The sequence below is a fragment of the Streptomyces sp. M41 genome (genome assembly GCF_043673425.1).
Classification (GTDB): Bacteria; Actinomycetota; Actinomycetes; order Streptomycetales; family Streptomycetaceae; genus Streptomyces.
This window is the reverse complement of sequence record NZ_JBIMKE010000001.1, coordinates 18862-33700: the sequence shown is the minus strand read 5'-3', so window position 1 is coordinate 33700 and position 14839 is coordinate 18862. Positions and strand designations below refer to the sequence as shown.

Here is a 14839-nt window from a genome sequence, read left to right as displayed (position 1 = left end):
GGCGTCGGTCCGTTCGGTCTCCGCATTGCGCAGGCGACCCCGAGCATTGGACAGTTCAGCCTCCGCACCCGACGAGCCACCCCGCGCATCGAACCGTTCAGCCTCCGCACCGTGCACCCGGCCCCGAGCATCTGACCGTTCAGCTCCCGCCCCCGACAGACCGCTGCCGGCGACCGCGCGCCGAAGCGCCTCCCGAGCCGCGTCACCCGGACGCGTCTCATGGCGCTCACTGGTGACCGGCGCCGAACCCTCGCCGACAGCCTCCTGCTCCGCCCCAGCCGAGCCCCGGCCCTCTCCGCTCTTCCTGCGCGCCCCGCTCTCCCTTCCCTCGGTGGCCTCGGCGGGGTCCTCCTGTGCCGCACGTCCCTCCCGCGCAGCCCGAAGCGCCCGACGCGCGGCATCGGCAGGGCGGTCCCGACGGGTCGCCCGATCCGGACCGGCCTCCTCCGCCTCCTCCTCCGCCTTCGCTTCCGCTTCCGCTTCCGCTTCCGACCCTGGCGATGCCTCCGGCGCGACCGCGATCTCGGACTCGGACTCGGCCTGCGGCCCCTGCTCCCCGTCCGTCGTCTCCCGGTCTGGGCCCACCTCCGTCTCCCGCTCTTCAGCGGGCCCGCTCCTGGTCACATCGGCCTCGTCCGGGCGCGCCGCGTCTGCGCAACCGGCGTAACCCGGCTCGCCCCCCGAACTGCCCCTCCCCTTCGCGTGCGTCATGACTCCCTCCGCAGCGAGACGAGGTCCGAGAGCTCACGGTCCGTCAGTTCCGTGAGGCCCGCTTCGCCGGTGCCGAGGATGGCGTCGGCCAGGGCGCGCTTGGACGCGAGCATCTCGGCGATGCGGTCCTCGACGGTGCCCTCGGTGATGAGGCGGTGGACCTGGACGGGCTGGGTCTGGCCGATGCGGTAGGCGCGGTCGGTGGCCTGTTCCTCCACGGCAGGATTCCACCAGCGGTCGAAGTGGACGACATGGCCCGCGCGGGTCAGATTCAGGCCCGTTCCCGCCGCCTTGAGGGAGAGGACCAGGACCGGGGTCGCCCCGCTCTGGAAGCGGTCCACCATGCGCTCGCGCTCCGGGACCGGCGTGCCGCCGTGGAGCAGGTCCACCGGGACGGCGCGGGCGGCCAGGTGGGAGGCGATCAGGCGGGCCATGCCCACATACTGCGTGAAGACCAGCGCCGAGCCGTCCTCGGCGAGGAGCGTGTCCAGCAACTCGTCCAGCAGGGTCAACTTGCCCGAACGAGCCGCCAGTCGGTCGGTACGGGCGTCGTCATCCTTCAGATACAGCGCGGGGTGGTCGCAGATCTGCTTCAACGAGGTCAGCAGGCTCAGCACCAGGCCCCTGCGCGCGATGCCCTCCGCCGTTTCGATGGCGTACATCGACTCACGCACCACCGCCTCGTACAGCGCCGCCTGTTCCCGGGTGAGCGGCACCGGGTGGTCGGTCTCCGTCTTGGGCGGCAGCTCGGGGACGATGCCGGGGTCGGACTTCTTGCGGCGCAGCAGGAAGGGCCGGACCAGGCGGGCCAGGCGCTCCACCGCCTCGTCGTCCTCGCCGGTCTCCACCGCGCGCGCGTGGCGGGCACGGAAGGACTTCAGCGGGCCGAGCAGACCCGGTGTGGTCCAGTCGAGCAGGGCCCAGAGTTCGGAGAGGTTGTTCTCCACCGGGGTGCCGGTGAGCGCCACGCGCGCGGGCGTCGGGATGGTGCGCAGGGCCTTCGCCGTCGCGGAGTACGGGTTCTTGATGTGCTGGGCCTCGTCGGCGACGACCATGCCCCACGTGTGCCGGGCGAGTGTCGGTGCCGTCGAGCGCATGGTGCCGTACGTGGTCAGGACGAAGCCGCCGGCCAGGTCGTCCAGGGTGCGCTCCGGGCCGTGGAAGCGGCGGACGGGGACGCCGGGCGCGAAGCGGGTGATCTCCCGCTGCCAGTTGCCGAGCAGCGACGCCGGGCAGACCACCAGGGTCGGCGCCGTCCGGGCGCGCTTGAGGTGCAGGGCGATGACTGTGATCGTCTTGCCGAGCCCCATGTCGTCCGCGAGGCAGCCTCCGAGGCCGAGCGACGTCATCAGGTCCAGCCAGGCCAGGCCCCGGAGTTGGTAGTCCCGCAGCGTCGCCCGCAGGCCCGGCGGCGGTTGCGCCGGACGGACGCCGGCCGTCAGCCGGTCACGCAGGGCGGCCAGGGCGCCGACGGGTACCGCCTCGACCGTCTCGCCGTCGACCTCCGCGCTGCCGGACAGGGCGACGGAGAGCGCGTCGACCGGGTCCAGCAGGCCCAGTTCTCGTTTGCGGGCCTTGCGGACGAGGGCCGGGTCGACCAGCACCCAGCGGTCCCGGAGCCGGACTACCGGGCGGTGCGCCTCGGCGAGCGTGTCCATCTCCGAATCGGAGAGCGGGTCGCCGCCGATCGCCAACTGCCAGCGGAACTGGAGGAGTTCCTCGCTCTCGAAGAAGCCGGTGCCGTCGGTCGCCGAGCCCGGCGCGGGTCGTACCACCGCCGCCGCGCTCAGGTCGTGTGCCAGGTCTCGCGGCCAGTGCACCGCGACCCCGGCCGCCGCGAGCCGGGTCGCCGCGATGCCGAGCAGGTCACCCAACTCCTCGTCGGCAAGGGCCAGTACGTCGGGCACGTCCTGCTCGGACAGCCTCTCGAGCGGCGGCCACACCCGCGCCGCGCGCCGGACTGCCAGCGCCGCGTCGACACGCGCGCGCGGCCCGAAGGCCGCGTCCGCCTCGCCGGACCACAGGGCGGCGGCGTCGGCCACCAGGGTGGGGTCGGCGAGGCTGTGCACCTGGACGATCGCCGCGCCGGCGCTGCGTGCGCCGTCCCCGTCGTCGTCGAAGAGGTCGTACGCCGACAGGTCGAGGCGCAGTGAGATGCGTACGCCCGCGTCCATGCCGGCGGCGACCTCGGCCGCCCAGTCGTGGGCGCCCGGCAGGGGCACGCCCGCGCGGGCGGCGAAGGCCTTCCCCGAGGTGTGCGGCGCGGCGGGGGTGCGGGGCAGGGTGTCCGCGACGGCGTCCAGGAAGGACCGCATCAGCGCCTCGGGTTCGGGCAGCCGCAGCGGCCCCGGGCCGGTCAGGGGCACCGCGTGGCCCTCGTACGGCAGGGCGGCGGCGACCGCGCGCAGGTGGGCGATGTCGTCCGGGTCGAGAGGCCCGGCGCGCCAGGCGTCGTGGCCGGTGGGGGTGAGACCGGGCAGCAGCCGGCCGCGCGCGGTGAGCCGCAGGGCGTGCAACGCCGCGGCGCCCCAGCAGGCGGTGGCGGGGTGGGCGGCGGGGTCGCGGCGGGCCCGTACGAGCAGCGGGAGGGCCTCGCCGATCGGCAGGGACAGCGCGGGGGTGGCCCTGCGGCGGACTCCGGCGCCATGGCGGCGTACGACGGTGAGCTCCGTGTCCTCGGCGGGCAGCGGGCCGCCCTCGGGGTCCCAGAACGCCATCCGCCCCTCGCGCGGGAGGGGCGCGGGCAGGAAGACGGCGGCCAGTCGGACGGGGACGGACTCTCCCGCACGCTCGGTCACCGCCGCCATGTCACTCATACGTCCTGCCACCTCCCGCCCCTGAGTCGGATCAATCGTCTTCGACTCTACGGGCGGGGTCTGACAATCGGCCCCGGCGACCGGTCCGGGCCCGGTGCGGCGCGGTGTCGTCAGGGTGCCGTCATGGAACCGTGCGCGAGACGACGTACACGAACGGCTTGTCCGGGATGGACATGTTCACGATCACGTCATGCGTCGGCGCCGGGTTCTTCTGTTCGTGGACGACGCCGTACCAGGGTCCGGGGCCCGTGAACTCCCAGCCGGTGATCTTCTGGTCGCGGGAGCCGATGGCGATGTCGTCGACCTCCAGGTCGTCCCGGTCGAGACCCATGGACTTCAGGTAGCCGTCCAGGCCCGCGGGCGTGGTCTCGAACTGGACGTAGAGACGGCTGGTCTTCCAGTTGTTGGTCTCGTAGTACGCGACCTTGTACGACGGAACCGGGATCGGGATCTGGTAGAGCCGGCGCTGCACCCTCGACGGCCAGCCTTCGGTGAGGCCGGTCGCGGAGTACTTGGCCTCCTTGTCCTTGCCGCTGTCGCGGCTCTGGTTGGCGGAGATCACCAGGTACCCGGCGGGTACGCCGATGAGTAGCACGATGATGAGCAGGGTGAGCGCCCTGCGGCGGATCATGTGGCGACGGTCCTCGGCGGGCTGCTGCGGCTCGTCCGGGGAGTCGGCCTGGCGGGGTACGGACACGGTCACGCCGACCCCTGCGTCGATCGGCGGGCCTCGGCGAACCTGGCGTAGCGCTCGTAGCGCTCGACCCGGCGCCGGTTGGCGCGGCGGAAGCGGCGGGCGACCAGGCGGGCCAGGTCGGCGGCGCCGACCATGCCGGCCTCGGGGCCGAGCTGGGCCCGGGTGATCCGGGCCTCGGGCCGGTAGCCGCGGCCGGTGAGGTGCCGCTTGAAGGCGTCCCTCGCGGGGACGATCAGCAGGTCGTCGGCGGCCGACACGCCGCCGCCGATGACGAAGCAGGACGGGTCCAGGGCGGCCGCCAGGTTGGCGATGCCGACACCGAGCCACTGGCCGATGTCCTGGAGCAGCTCGATGCACATGGCGTCGCCTTCGCGCGCGAGCTCCGTGATGATCGGGCCGGTGATGTCGCCGATGCTGCCCTTGACGTGCTCGATGATCCCGTAGGCGACCGGCGAGTCGGCGGCGGCCAGTTCCCGGGCCTCCCTGACCAGCGCGTTGCCCGAGCTGTACTGCTCCCAGCAGCCGCGGTTGCCGCACGGGCAGCGGTGACCGCCGGGCACGACCTGCATATGGCCGAACTCACCGGCGACGCCGTACTTGCCCCGCTTGACCTGGCCGTCCTCCAGGATCGCGCCGCCGATGCCGGTGCCCAGCGTGATCATGACGAGGTGGTCCTCGCCGCGCCCGGCGCCGAAGCGCCACTCGGCCCAGGCGGCGGCATTGGCGTCATTGTCGACCAGGACGGGCACGGCGAGCCGGCCGGCGAGGCGGTCTCTGAGGGGCTCGTTGCGCCAGGACAGGTGCGGTGCGAAGAGCACCCGGTTGCGGTCGGCGTCGACCCAGCCGGCCGCGCCGATGCCGACGGCGTGCACGTCGTGCCGGTCGGACAGGTCCAGGACCAGTTCCACGATGGTGTCCTCGACGACCTTCGGGCTCTTGGACTTGTCCGGGGTCTCCGTACGGAGCTTCTCCAGGATGTTGCCGTCGGCGTCCACGACGCCCGCCATCACCTTGGTGCCGCCGATGTCGATGCCCACGGTGGGGACTCTGGGCGCCGACAGGTGTGACCGGCGTTCCCGGGGGCCGACCGTTCGGAGCACGGGGGCTCGGCGGGAGCCGATGGGGGCGGTGAGGTCGCGGTAGGTGCTCATCAGGCCCGATTCTGCCTCACCGTCGGGGTGGATGCCGTGAGGGGTGACGACGGGGTGGTCCATGCCATACGCCGGCCATGGGTGATGCGTGAACGGCCACGCGGGGTTCCCGCACCCCTGAGGCGCGCCGCGATTCAGGCCGGTCTCATTGTCCTGACATTGCTACGTACCGAACGGTCTTTCGCGCTCGTACCGAACGGTCTTCCGCGCACACCCCGGGCGCGCAGGGATGCGTGCTCATGACCGGACGAGCAACTGGAACTCGAAGGAGTAGCGCGTCGGGCGATACGTATGAGTCCCGTACTCGACCGCCCGGCCGGTGTCGTCGAACGTCACCCTCTGCATGGTGAGCAGCGGGGCGCCCTCCTGCTCGGCGAGGCGTTCGGCCTCGGCGGCCGTGGCCGCGCGGGCGCCGATCGTCTGGCGGGCGCTGTGCAGGGTGATGCCGGCGGCGCGCATCAGGCGGTACAGGCCGGTGGCCTCCAGCTGCGCGGTGTCCAGGTCGATCAGGCCGGGCGGCAGGAAGTTGCACAGGTGGGCCATCGGCTCGCCGTGCGCGAGGCGCAGCCGCTCGACCCGGTGGACGTCGCTGTCCTCGGCGACCCCGAGTGCGGCGGCGACCTCGGCGGACGCCGGGATCACGGTGTTGACGAGGACCCTGGTCGCCGGGCGCTGGCCGGCGGACTCCAGGTCGTCGTAGAGGCTGCTGAGCTCCAGCGGGCGCTTGACCTGGCTGTGCACGACCTGGGTTCCGACGCCCCGGCGGCGCACCAGCAGGCCCTTGTCGACGAGCGACTGGATGGCCTGGCGGACGGTGGGACGGGACAGGCCGAGGCGTGCGGCGAGCTCGATCTCGTTGCCCAGGAGACTGCCGGGGGTGAGCGCTCCGTGCTCGATCGCGGCCTCGAGCTGCTGGGACAGCTGGAAGTACAAGGGCACCGGACTGCTCCGGTCCACGCTGAGCTCGAGTTCCACGGTCGGGTCCACTTCTGGTTTCGGCACGGCCCGACTGTAGCTCTACGCGTTGTTGACGGGAAGTCGTGTAGTTCGATTGTCCGGACATTTGCATTGACAGCGTCCACACCGAACCCGCACTTTGTTTCCATGCGCATCGGGGTCATCGGTACGGGCCGCATCGGCACGATCCACGCCAACACGCTCAGCCGTCATCGCGACGTCGGCTCGTTGATCCTCACGGACGCGGATTCCTCGCGTGCCCAGACGCTGGCCCAGCGGCTCGGCGAGACGGCGGCGCCCGGTGTGGACGAGATCTTCAAGTGGGGCGTGGACGCGGTGGTGATCACGACCGCCACGTCGGCCCACGCCGAACTGATCGGTCGGGCAGCACGGTCGGGGCTCCCGGTGTTCTGCGAGAAGCCCATCGCCCTCGATCTGCCGGGCACCTTGCATGCGATCGGCGAGGTGGAGACGGCCGGCACGGTGTTGCAGATGGGCTTCCAGCGCCGCTTCGACGCGGGGTACGTGGGCGCGCGCGAGGCGGTGCGCTCCGGCCGCCTCGGGCGGCTGCACACCGTGCGGGCGCTGACCAGCGACCAGGAGCCGCCGCCGGCCGCGTGGCTGGGGCTGTCCGGCGGGCTGTACCGGGACACGCTGATCCACGACTTCGACGCGCTGCGCTGGGTGACCGGGCACGAGGTCGGCGTCGTCTACGCGGCCGGGTCGGACGCCGGGCCCGCGATGTTCCGTGAGGCCGGCGACGTGGACACGGCCGCGGTGGTGCTCACGCTGGACGACGGCACGCTCGCCACGGCCACGGCGACCCGGCTGAACGGCGCCGGGTACGACGTGCGCATGGAACTGGCCGGGGAGCGCGACCAGATCGTGGTCGGCCTGGACGACCGTACGCCGATCGCGTCCACCGAGCCGACCGGGCCGCCCGCGGCGGACAAGCCGTGGTCGGGGTTCCTGGAGCGGTTCGGGCCGGCCTACGAGGCGGAGCTGAACGCGTTCGTGGAGGTGGTGCGCGGCGAGCGTGCCAACCCCTGCGACGGCCGGGAGGCCTTGCAGGCGCTGCGGATCGCGGAGGCCTGCGAGGTGTCGAGGCGCGAGCGAAGACCTGTCGTGCTCGCGGAGATCCCGGGCGGCGCCTCGACCGCGGCTCTGTGACCGCCCGGCCGGACACCTCGCATGCGGTGCCGGTCATCTACCAGCGCACCGGCAGGCTCCGCATGCCACGCATCAGCATCCCCGGCAGCCACTCCCCCGGCGGGCCGTCCGGCGCCAGGCCGGGTGCGCGCTCCAGCAGGGACCGTATCGCCGTGCGGGCCTCGAGTCGGGCCAGCGGGGCGCCCAGGCAGAAGTGGATGCCGTGGCCGAAGGCGACATGGCCGCGCGTGTCACGGCGGATGTCGAAGGCCTCGGGGGCGGCGTAGCGGGCCGTGTCCCGGTTGGCCGCGAGGAGGCCGATCATCACCGGATCGCCCGTCTCGATCGGGACACCGGCGATCTCCAGGGGTTCCGAGGCGTACCGGAACGTCGCCGTCTCCACCGGGCCCTCGTGGCGGAGCATCTCCTCGACCGCGCCGTCGAGGAGGGTCATGTCGGCGCGCAGCGCGGCGAGTTGCTCGGGGTGGGTGAGTAGGTTGTGCACGCCACTGGTGATGAGGTTGACCGTCGTCTCGTGCCCGGCGATCAGCAGGATGAAGGCCATGCCGCGCAGTTCGTCCGGGGAGAGGCGGTCGCCGTCCTCGGCCGTGGTCCGGATCAGGTCGCTCAGCAGGTCACCGCCGGGCCCGGCGGAGCGCTTGGCCTCGATCAGGCCGGTGAAGTAGGCGCCGAGGGCGACGAAGGCGTCGACCTCGCTGTCCGCGCTGCTGGGCGCGAGCGCCTCCGTGGACATCTTGCGGAAGGCCACGCGGTCCATCTCGGGGACACCCAGCAGTTCGCAGATCACGGTGAGCGGCAGGGGGTGGGAGAAGGACTCCACGAGGTCGGCGCGGCCCCGCGGCAGCATGGCGTCGAGCAGGTCGTCCGTGATCCGCTGGATCCTCGGCCGCAGCTCCTCCACGCGACGCATGGTGAAGGCGCGCGCGATGAGCCCGCGCAGCCGGGTGTGCTGGGGCTGGTCGGTGGCCAGCAGGTTCTTCCCGATCAGCTCCTCTTCGAGGGACTTCCACCCCATCTTGGTGCCGTCCTTGGACAGCCGCTGGTCGGCCAGCGCCGCGCGGGCCTCCTCGTGTCCGACGACGAGCCAGACCTCGGACTGCCAGTCGGGCAGCCGGACGCGGTGCACCGGGCCGCTCTCGCGTAAGCGTGCGTACACCGGGTGCGGGTTCTCGCGGAAGCCTTCTCCGAACTCCTTCAGGTCGATCACTCGCGCCATGAGGCTCCCCCCTCGGATGCACCGGCCACGCACCGGGCACACACCGACAACGCATGGCAGCGCCCGCTAGTGCCCGTCCTCCTCCATTTCGTCCAGCAGCCCCGCGTCGTACGCCAACAGGGCGATCTGTACACGGTTGTTGAGGTCGAGCTTGGCCAGGACACGGGAGACATGGGTCTTGACGGTGGCGACGCTCATGAAGAGCTCCGCGGCGATCTCGGCGTTGGACAGGCCCCGGCCGACCGCGACGGCGACCTCGCGCTCGCGGTCGTTGAGGGCGGTGAGCCGTTCACGCGCGCGTGAGCGACGGGTGTCGGCGGCGGTGCCGGCCGCGTGCTGCATCAACTGGCGTGTCACGGTGGGCGACAGCACAGGGTCGCCGGCCGCCACTCGCCGCACGGCGTCGACGATCTCGGCGGGCGGGGTGTCCTTGAGGACGAACCCGGCGGCACCGGCCCGCAGCGCACGCAGTACCTGCTCGTCGGCGTGGAAGGTGGTCAGCAGCACGACCTGTGGCGCGTCCTTCCTGCCGCGCAGCCGCTCCGTGGCGGTGATGCCGTCGACCGCGGGCATCCGGATGTCCATCAGGACCACGTCCGGCCGGGCGCGGTCGACCAGTTGGTCGACCTCGGCGCCGTCGGACGCCTCGCCGACGATCTCGATGTCGGCGGCGCCGCCCATCATGAAGGACAGACCGGCCCGTACCAACGGGTCGTCGTCGACGAGGAGGAGTCTGATCGCAGTCATGTGCCTTACGTAATCACGGTTGTACGGCGTCGAGGTGCCGGACCGCACGGTGCGACCGGCCGGCACGCGGGTCGGACCGCCGCGGGGCGGCACGCGTGCGACGGCCGGCACTCGGGTCGGCCCCTGGTGTGCTCGGCGCGGCACGCGCGCGTGGCCGCCTGACCCGCACGGTGGCCGTCAGGGTGCCTCGGGGCGGACGTCGGGCGCCGGGCCGCCGCGGAGGTCGCCTCCGTCATCCCCATGGCAGCCAGGCCCGCACCTCGAACCCGCCGTCCGCCGCCGGACCGTGCTCCAGCCGGCCACCGGTCAGGGTGGCCCGTTCGGTCAGACCGATCAGGCCCTGCCCGGAGCCGGGGACATGGGGGACCTCGCCCTCGGGGGCGGGATTGCGCACCGACACGGACAGGCCCTCGCCCGGCGCACCGGTCACGGTGACGGTGACCTCCGTGCCGGGGGCGTGTTTGCGGGCGTTGGTCAGCCCCTCCTGTGCGATGCGGTAGGCGGTACGGCCGACGGAGGCCGGCACGGCGGCGGGGTCGGTGACGCGCTGCTGGAGGGCGACCTTCATGCCGGCGTCCAGGGACTCGGACACCAGTGCCTCCAGGGCCGCGAGGGTCGGCTGCGGCCGGCCGGTGTCGTCGGGTTCGGCGGCTCGCAGCACGCCGATGATCTCCCGCAGGTCCTGGAGGGCCTCGTGGGCGCTCTCCCGGATCACCCCGGCCGCGCGCACGATCTCCTCGCGGGGTGCGTCGGGCCGGAACTCCAGCGCGCCCGCGTGCACGCTGAGCAGCGTCAGCCGGTGCGCGAGGACGTCGTGCATCTCGCGGGCGATGGCCTCGCGGGCGAGCCGCTGCGCCTGTTCGGCCCGCAGCCGGGCCTCCGTCTCGGCGCGCCGGGCGCGGTCGCGCAGGCTCAGCATGAGCTGCCGTTTGGAGCGGGCGACCATGCCCCAGCCCACCACCGCGGCGGTCAGCAGCGAGGCCAGAGCGACGGTCCAGCCGTAGGGCAGATCGGGCTCGGGGCGCCACCAGAAGTACAGCGGGTTGAGCACCATGGAGGCCCCCGCCACACAGGCCACGTACCGGAACGGCCGGTGCACGGCGAGGGTGAACAGGGCGACCAGGCTGGCGCCGCCCGCCGTGGTGGACGCGAAGGCGACCGGAACCATCGCGACGGCGAACCCGACCGGCCAGCGGCGCCGCAGCCACACCGCGGCGCAGGAGAGCGCGCCCAGTACCTGGTCGAAGGCGGCGTACCCGGCGGGCAGATCCTCCTGCCGGAGCGTGTCCGCGCCGAGCAGACCGATGAACACGGCCATCAGGAAGCAGGAGAAGTCGACCACCCAGTCGCGCGCGGTGCGCCGCAGCCGCCCCGGGCGCGGGGCGTCGGAGTCCAACTCCTTGATCAGGGCCGACGGCAGCAGCCAGCGCCGCCCCGCGAACGCGTGCGGCACGGTTTCCGGCTTGTCACCACTCACGGTCGACAAATCTACGCAGTGCGGGGCCCCGGGGCGCCCTGTGCGGGGCGCTTCGGCGACCAAAGTCGCGGCATCGGCGACCTTGGTCGCGAGCGGGTATGCGGAAGGTGGACTTCCGGCCGCCATGCTTCGCCCCGCGGTCGATTGCCGTGGGGGTGGCGCGGGGCGAGGCTCATGGCATGAAGCAGTTGTTGGAGATCCTCGGAGTCATCGCCCTGGCGCAGGGCGTAGCCGGCCTGGTGCACGAGTTCACCGACTGGGACTGGGGTCTCGTCCAACGGATCGGCTTTCTCGACGGCTTCGAGATCTACGCGAGCGTCGCGCTGCTGGTGCTGGCGTTCGCGCTGTTCGCCGCCGCCGAGAGCCGGAAGTCCGGCTGAACCGCTTCCCGGAGGGCTCAGCAGCCGTGGTCGACCAGGTCGAACGACTCGTAGTGGTCGGCCGTGTAGTAGTCCTCCTGGCTCTTCTCACCGGTGACGATCCGGCGAGCTCCGCGCGTGTCGGAACCAGGCGTGATCACCGTGTACTCGTGGTAGTACGCGGACGACTGGCTGGGCAGGATGCCTTCCCGGTTCTGGAAGACGGTGCCGTCCTGTTCGAAGGGGTAGGGCCCGCCCTGCTCGATCAGGTCGAGCGTGTCGTGGGCCTGGGCGGGCAGGTCGCCGTAACAGATGCTGCCGACGGCGGCTGCCGCCGGGGTGGCGGTGACGGTGCCGCCGACGAGCAGCGCGGACAGGACGGCTGCCGCCGTGCCGATGCGGGTGATCCGTGGGGGGAATCTCATGTCCCTCATGATGACGCGCGTAGAGAGTGGCATGTCAATGACAACATTGTGGAGTTTCTCTGCAAGTCCGATGACCTTTCGCGGAGTTGACGCGTACGGCGGCGCCCTCTCGCGATCTTCACGAGGTCGCTCGAGGGCGCCGCGGGCGGGGGGCGCGTGGCGCCGTCGTCATGCGCCGTCGGGGAGCTCGAAGGTGCCGTACTCGGGGCGGCCCGCCGCGTCGTAGGAGTGGATGGCGACGCCGGTGCTCGTGGTTCGGGCGCCGGTCAGCTTGAACGCGGTGGGCACGGCGCCCTCCGTGAACAGGCGGTGTCCCGCACCCAGCACGACCGGGAAGGTCAGCAGGTGCAGGGTGTCGACCAGGCCGAGGTCCAGCAGGGACCGGACGAGGGCGCCGCTGCCGTGCACCTGGAGCTCGCCGTCGGTGCGCTCCTTGAGAGCGGTCACCTCCTTGCCGAGGTCGCCGCTGAGCACCGTCGTGCCGGCCCACTCGGGGTCGGTCAGCGTCGCGGAGGGAACGTACTTCGGCAGGGCGTTGAGCTTGGAGGCGACCGGGTCGGCGGGGTCGGTCACCTTCGGCCAGTACGAGGCGAAGATGTCGTACGTGTGACGGCCGAGGAGGAAGGCGGCCGGCCGCTGGAAGACCTCGTTCATGAACTGGCCGAAGTCGTCGTCGGCGTAGGTGAAGCTCCAGCCGCCGTGCTCGAAGCCGCCGCGGGTGTCCTCCTGCGGGCCGCCGGGTGCCTGGTAGACGCCGTCGAGCGTGACGAAGAGGGTGGAAACGAGCTTGCCCATGAGGAGTGCCTCTTTTCGGGGGGGTGGGTCTGCTGTCATCTCCTCAGACCCCGCCGGCACCCGCAACTCATCGGTGGGCCGCCCGCCGTCCCGTTCCGTCATCTACGTGTCCGTTCGCCGCCGGCACGCGACGTCCCGCGGCGCTGGGATGGACCCATGACAACCCCTTACGAAACCCTGAACGGCAAGATCGCCCTCGTCACCGGTGGCAGTCGCGGCATCGGTGCGGCCACGGCGCTGCGGCTCGCGCGGGAAGGCGCGGACGTCGCCGTGACGTATGTGAACGGCAAGGACGCGGCCGAGGAGGTCGTGCGCGGCGTGGAGGCGCTCGGGCGGCGGGCCGTGGCGCTGCGGGCGGATTCCGCCGACGCGGACGAGGCGGCGGGCGCGGTCGCCCTTACGGCGGAGCGCCTCGGCGGTCTGGACGTGCTGGTGAACAACGTGGGCGTCGGTGTGCTCGGCCCGCTGGAGAGCCTGTCCCTCGCGGACGTGGACCGGGTACTGGCCGTGAACGTCCGGGGCGTCTTCCTGGCCTCCCGGGCAGCGGCCTCCCGGATGACCGCCGGGGGCCGGATCATCACGATCGGCACCTGCATGACCCAGCGGGTGCCGGGCCCGGGCGGAACGTTGTACGCGACCAGCAAGTCGGCTTTGATCGGCCTGACGAAGGCCCTGGCGCGGGAACTGGGCCCGCGCGGCATCACGGCGAACATCGTCCACCCCGGCCCCATCGACACGGACCTGAACCCGGCGGACGGCCCGTACGCCCCCGATCAGGCGGCCATGACCGCCCTGGGCCGCTTCGGCACGGCGGAGGAGGTGGCGTCCACGGTCGCGCATCTGGCCCGGGCGGACTACGTCACGGGCGCGGAGTTCGCGGTGGACGGCGGCCACGCGGCGTGACACAGGGCGACCCACCGCGCCGGCCGCCGGAGACGCGCCGGCCGCCGGAGAAGGACGTGGGGCGCACCAGTGCTGTCCGGGCCGGTGCGCCCCACGGGTTCGGGTGGCCCCTGAGGGCGGCCTTGAGGGTGCGGTCCCTGAGGGCGGCCTTGAGGGTGCGGTCCCTGAGGGCGGCCCTTGGGCGCGGTCCCTGAGGGCAGCCTTTAGGGCGGTCCCTGAGGGCGGCCCTTGGGGGCGGTCCTCAAGGGTGGGTGTCAGCCGCCCAGTTCCTGGTGGCGTGCCGCCAGTCCTGCCGCGCCCTGCTCCGTCAGGGAGCCGAACAGACGCAGCCGGGAGATGCCGCCGTCCGGGAAGATGTCCACGCGCGCGTGCGTGCCCACGGCGGGGGCGTCGAGGACGAAGCGGTGGTTGGTGTCGGGCTGGAGACGGGTGCGCGGGAGGATCTCCCGCCACTCGCCGCTCTCGCCGTCCTTGACCGAGACGGACGCCCAGCCGGCGCTGTTGCCCTTCAGATAGGCGGTGTCGATCTCGATCGCCCTGATCTGGGACTGCGCGACCAGCCGGTAGCGGATCCAGTCGTTGCCCTGGTCGCGGCGGCGGCGGGTCTCCCAGCCGTCGTCCATCTTGCGGGAGCGGCCCGGCTGGATGGTGTTCGTGGCGGGCGAGTAGAAGAGGTCGGAGGCGTCCTCCACCCGGCCGCCGTTCTCCAGGGCGACCACGTCGAAGGCGTTCAGCACCTCCAGCCACTTCGGGTCGGGTGCCACCTCGCCGTACACCCGCAGGCGCGCGATGCCGCCGTCGGGGTGCTGGTTGACCCGGAGGTGGGTGAAGCGCTGCTCGACGGCGATGGCGAAACCGTTCGCGGCGTGACCGCCGACGGGCGTGCGCGGCACCAGCGGGGTCCACTTCACGTCGTCCGCCAGCAGCTCCTGCGGCGACGGTGAGCCCGGCACCGAGGTGCCCTCGACCGACACCGCCTGCGGGTAGTTGCCGCGGAAGTGGGCCGTGTCGACGACGATCCCGCGGATCACGCCGGGCGCCCCGAGCCGGACCAGCGCCCAGTCGTGGTCCTCGGCCGTCGGCCACGGGTGCTCGGCCGAGGCACCGCGGCGGCGCCGGGTCTCCCAGCCGTCCATGATCTTGCCCTTGTGCCCGAAGTGCTCGGGGTCGAACTCGGCGCGCTCGGGCACCAGCAGGTTCTCGCGCTGGGCGAAGAACTCGTCGTTGGCGGCGATGACACCGGCGCCCAGGCGACGGTCGGCGAGGTTGGCGTACTGGGTGAAGGGGAAGTCGGCGGTCCGGTAGTCCGCGTAGGGGTCGCCGCCGCCGTAGGGGTTCGCGTCGCCGGTGAAGCTGGCCGAGCCGGATTGATGCTGCGCCGTCACGGTGATCAGGTCTGCCTTTCGAGAGGGTGG

At 72.4% G+C, this 14839-nt stretch carries 13 protein-coding genes; 3 read left to right on the top strand and 10 right to left on the bottom strand.

All coding sequences use genetic code 11. The features are described from left to right. Positions 1-707: 707 nt before the first annotated feature. From ACHBTE_RS00155 to ACHBTE_RS00140, 4 genes are all read right to left on the bottom strand, one after another. On the bottom strand, positions 708-3527 hold the full coding sequence (locus ACHBTE_RS00155) for an SNF2-related protein (protein WP_394721150.1): 2820 nt from the start codon (positions 3525-3527) through the stop codon (positions 708-710). 121 nt (positions 3528-3648) lie between these two features. Continuing rightward, the gene (locus ACHBTE_RS00150) at positions 3649-4230 is read right to left on the bottom strand and encodes a sugar kinase (RefSeq protein ID WP_394721149.1); all 582 of its coding nucleotides are present in this window, start codon (positions 4228-4230) and stop codon (positions 3649-3651) included. Then, positions 4227-5375, bottom strand: a complete 1149-nt coding sequence (locus ACHBTE_RS00145; protein ID WP_394721148.1) for an ROK family glucokinase — start codon at positions 5373-5375, stop codon at positions 4227-4229. Before ACHBTE_RS00145 ends, ACHBTE_RS00150 begins: the two co-directional genes overlap by 4 nt. Before the next feature lie 237 nt (positions 5376-5612). Next, positions 5613-6350 carry a GntR family transcriptional regulator gene (locus ACHBTE_RS00140; protein WP_394721571.1) on the bottom strand — a complete coding sequence of 246 codons (738 nt, stop codon included), beginning with the start codon at positions 6348-6350 and terminating at the stop codon, positions 5613-5615. A 129-nt stretch (positions 6351-6479) separates the two neighbouring features. Here ACHBTE_RS00140 and ACHBTE_RS00135 point away from each other — a divergent pair, with 129 nt between their 5' ends. Next, a complete protein-coding gene (locus ACHBTE_RS00135; protein WP_394721147.1) occupies positions 6480-7502 on the top strand; it encodes a Gfo/Idh/MocA family oxidoreductase in 1023 nt (340 codons plus the stop codon). 37 nt (positions 7503-7539) lie between these two features. Here ACHBTE_RS00135 and ACHBTE_RS00130 read toward each other — a convergent pair whose 3' ends face one another. The 3 genes from ACHBTE_RS00130 to ACHBTE_RS00120 form a co-directional block, all read right to left on the bottom strand. Continuing rightward, positions 7540-8718, bottom strand: coding sequence for a cytochrome P450 (locus ACHBTE_RS00130; protein ID WP_394721146.1), 1179 nt, complete (start codon positions 8716-8718; stop codon positions 7540-7542). Positions 8719-8784: 66 nt separating this feature from the next. After that, complete coding sequence (locus ACHBTE_RS00125; RefSeq protein WP_394721145.1) at positions 8785-9465, bottom strand: response regulator; 681 nt, start codon at positions 9463-9465, stop codon at positions 8785-8787. Positions 9466-9697: 232 nt separating this feature from the next. Then, positions 9698-10942 carry a sensor histidine kinase gene (locus ACHBTE_RS00120; protein WP_394721144.1) on the bottom strand — a complete coding sequence of 415 codons (1245 nt, stop codon included), beginning with the start codon at positions 10940-10942 and terminating at the stop codon, positions 9698-9700. Positions 10943-11121: 179 nt separating this feature from the next. Here ACHBTE_RS00120 and ACHBTE_RS00115 point away from each other — a divergent pair, with 179 nt between their 5' ends. Further along, entirely contained in the window at positions 11122-11322 is a 201-nt protein-coding gene (locus tag ACHBTE_RS00115) for a hypothetical protein (protein WP_394721143.1), read from the top strand. A gap of 17 nt (positions 11323-11339) precedes the next feature. Here the strand turns inward: ACHBTE_RS00115 and ACHBTE_RS00110 are convergent, their stop codons facing one another. Then, on the bottom strand, positions 11340-11726 hold the full coding sequence (locus ACHBTE_RS00110) for a ribonuclease domain-containing protein (RefSeq protein ID WP_394721142.1): 387 nt from the start codon (positions 11724-11726) through the stop codon (positions 11340-11342). A 168-nt stretch (positions 11727-11894) separates the two neighbouring features. Then, entirely contained in the window at positions 11895-12521 is a 627-nt protein-coding gene (locus ACHBTE_RS00105) for a dihydrofolate reductase family protein (RefSeq protein ID WP_394721141.1), read from the bottom strand. Between the two features lie 156 nt (positions 12522-12677). Between ACHBTE_RS00105 and ACHBTE_RS00100 the strand changes: the two genes are divergently transcribed. Next, positions 12678-13424, top strand: coding sequence for an SDR family oxidoreductase (locus tag ACHBTE_RS00100; RefSeq protein WP_394721140.1), 747 nt, complete (start codon positions 12678-12680; stop codon positions 13422-13424). 254 nt (positions 13425-13678) lie between these two features. Here the strand turns inward: ACHBTE_RS00100 and alc are convergent, their stop codons facing one another. Continuing rightward, the gene (gene alc, locus ACHBTE_RS00095; RefSeq protein WP_394721570.1) at positions 13679-14818 is read right to left on the bottom strand and encodes an allantoicase; all 1140 of its coding nucleotides are present in this window, start codon (positions 14816-14818) and stop codon (positions 13679-13681) included. Between the last annotated feature and the right edge of the window lie 21 nt (positions 14819-14839).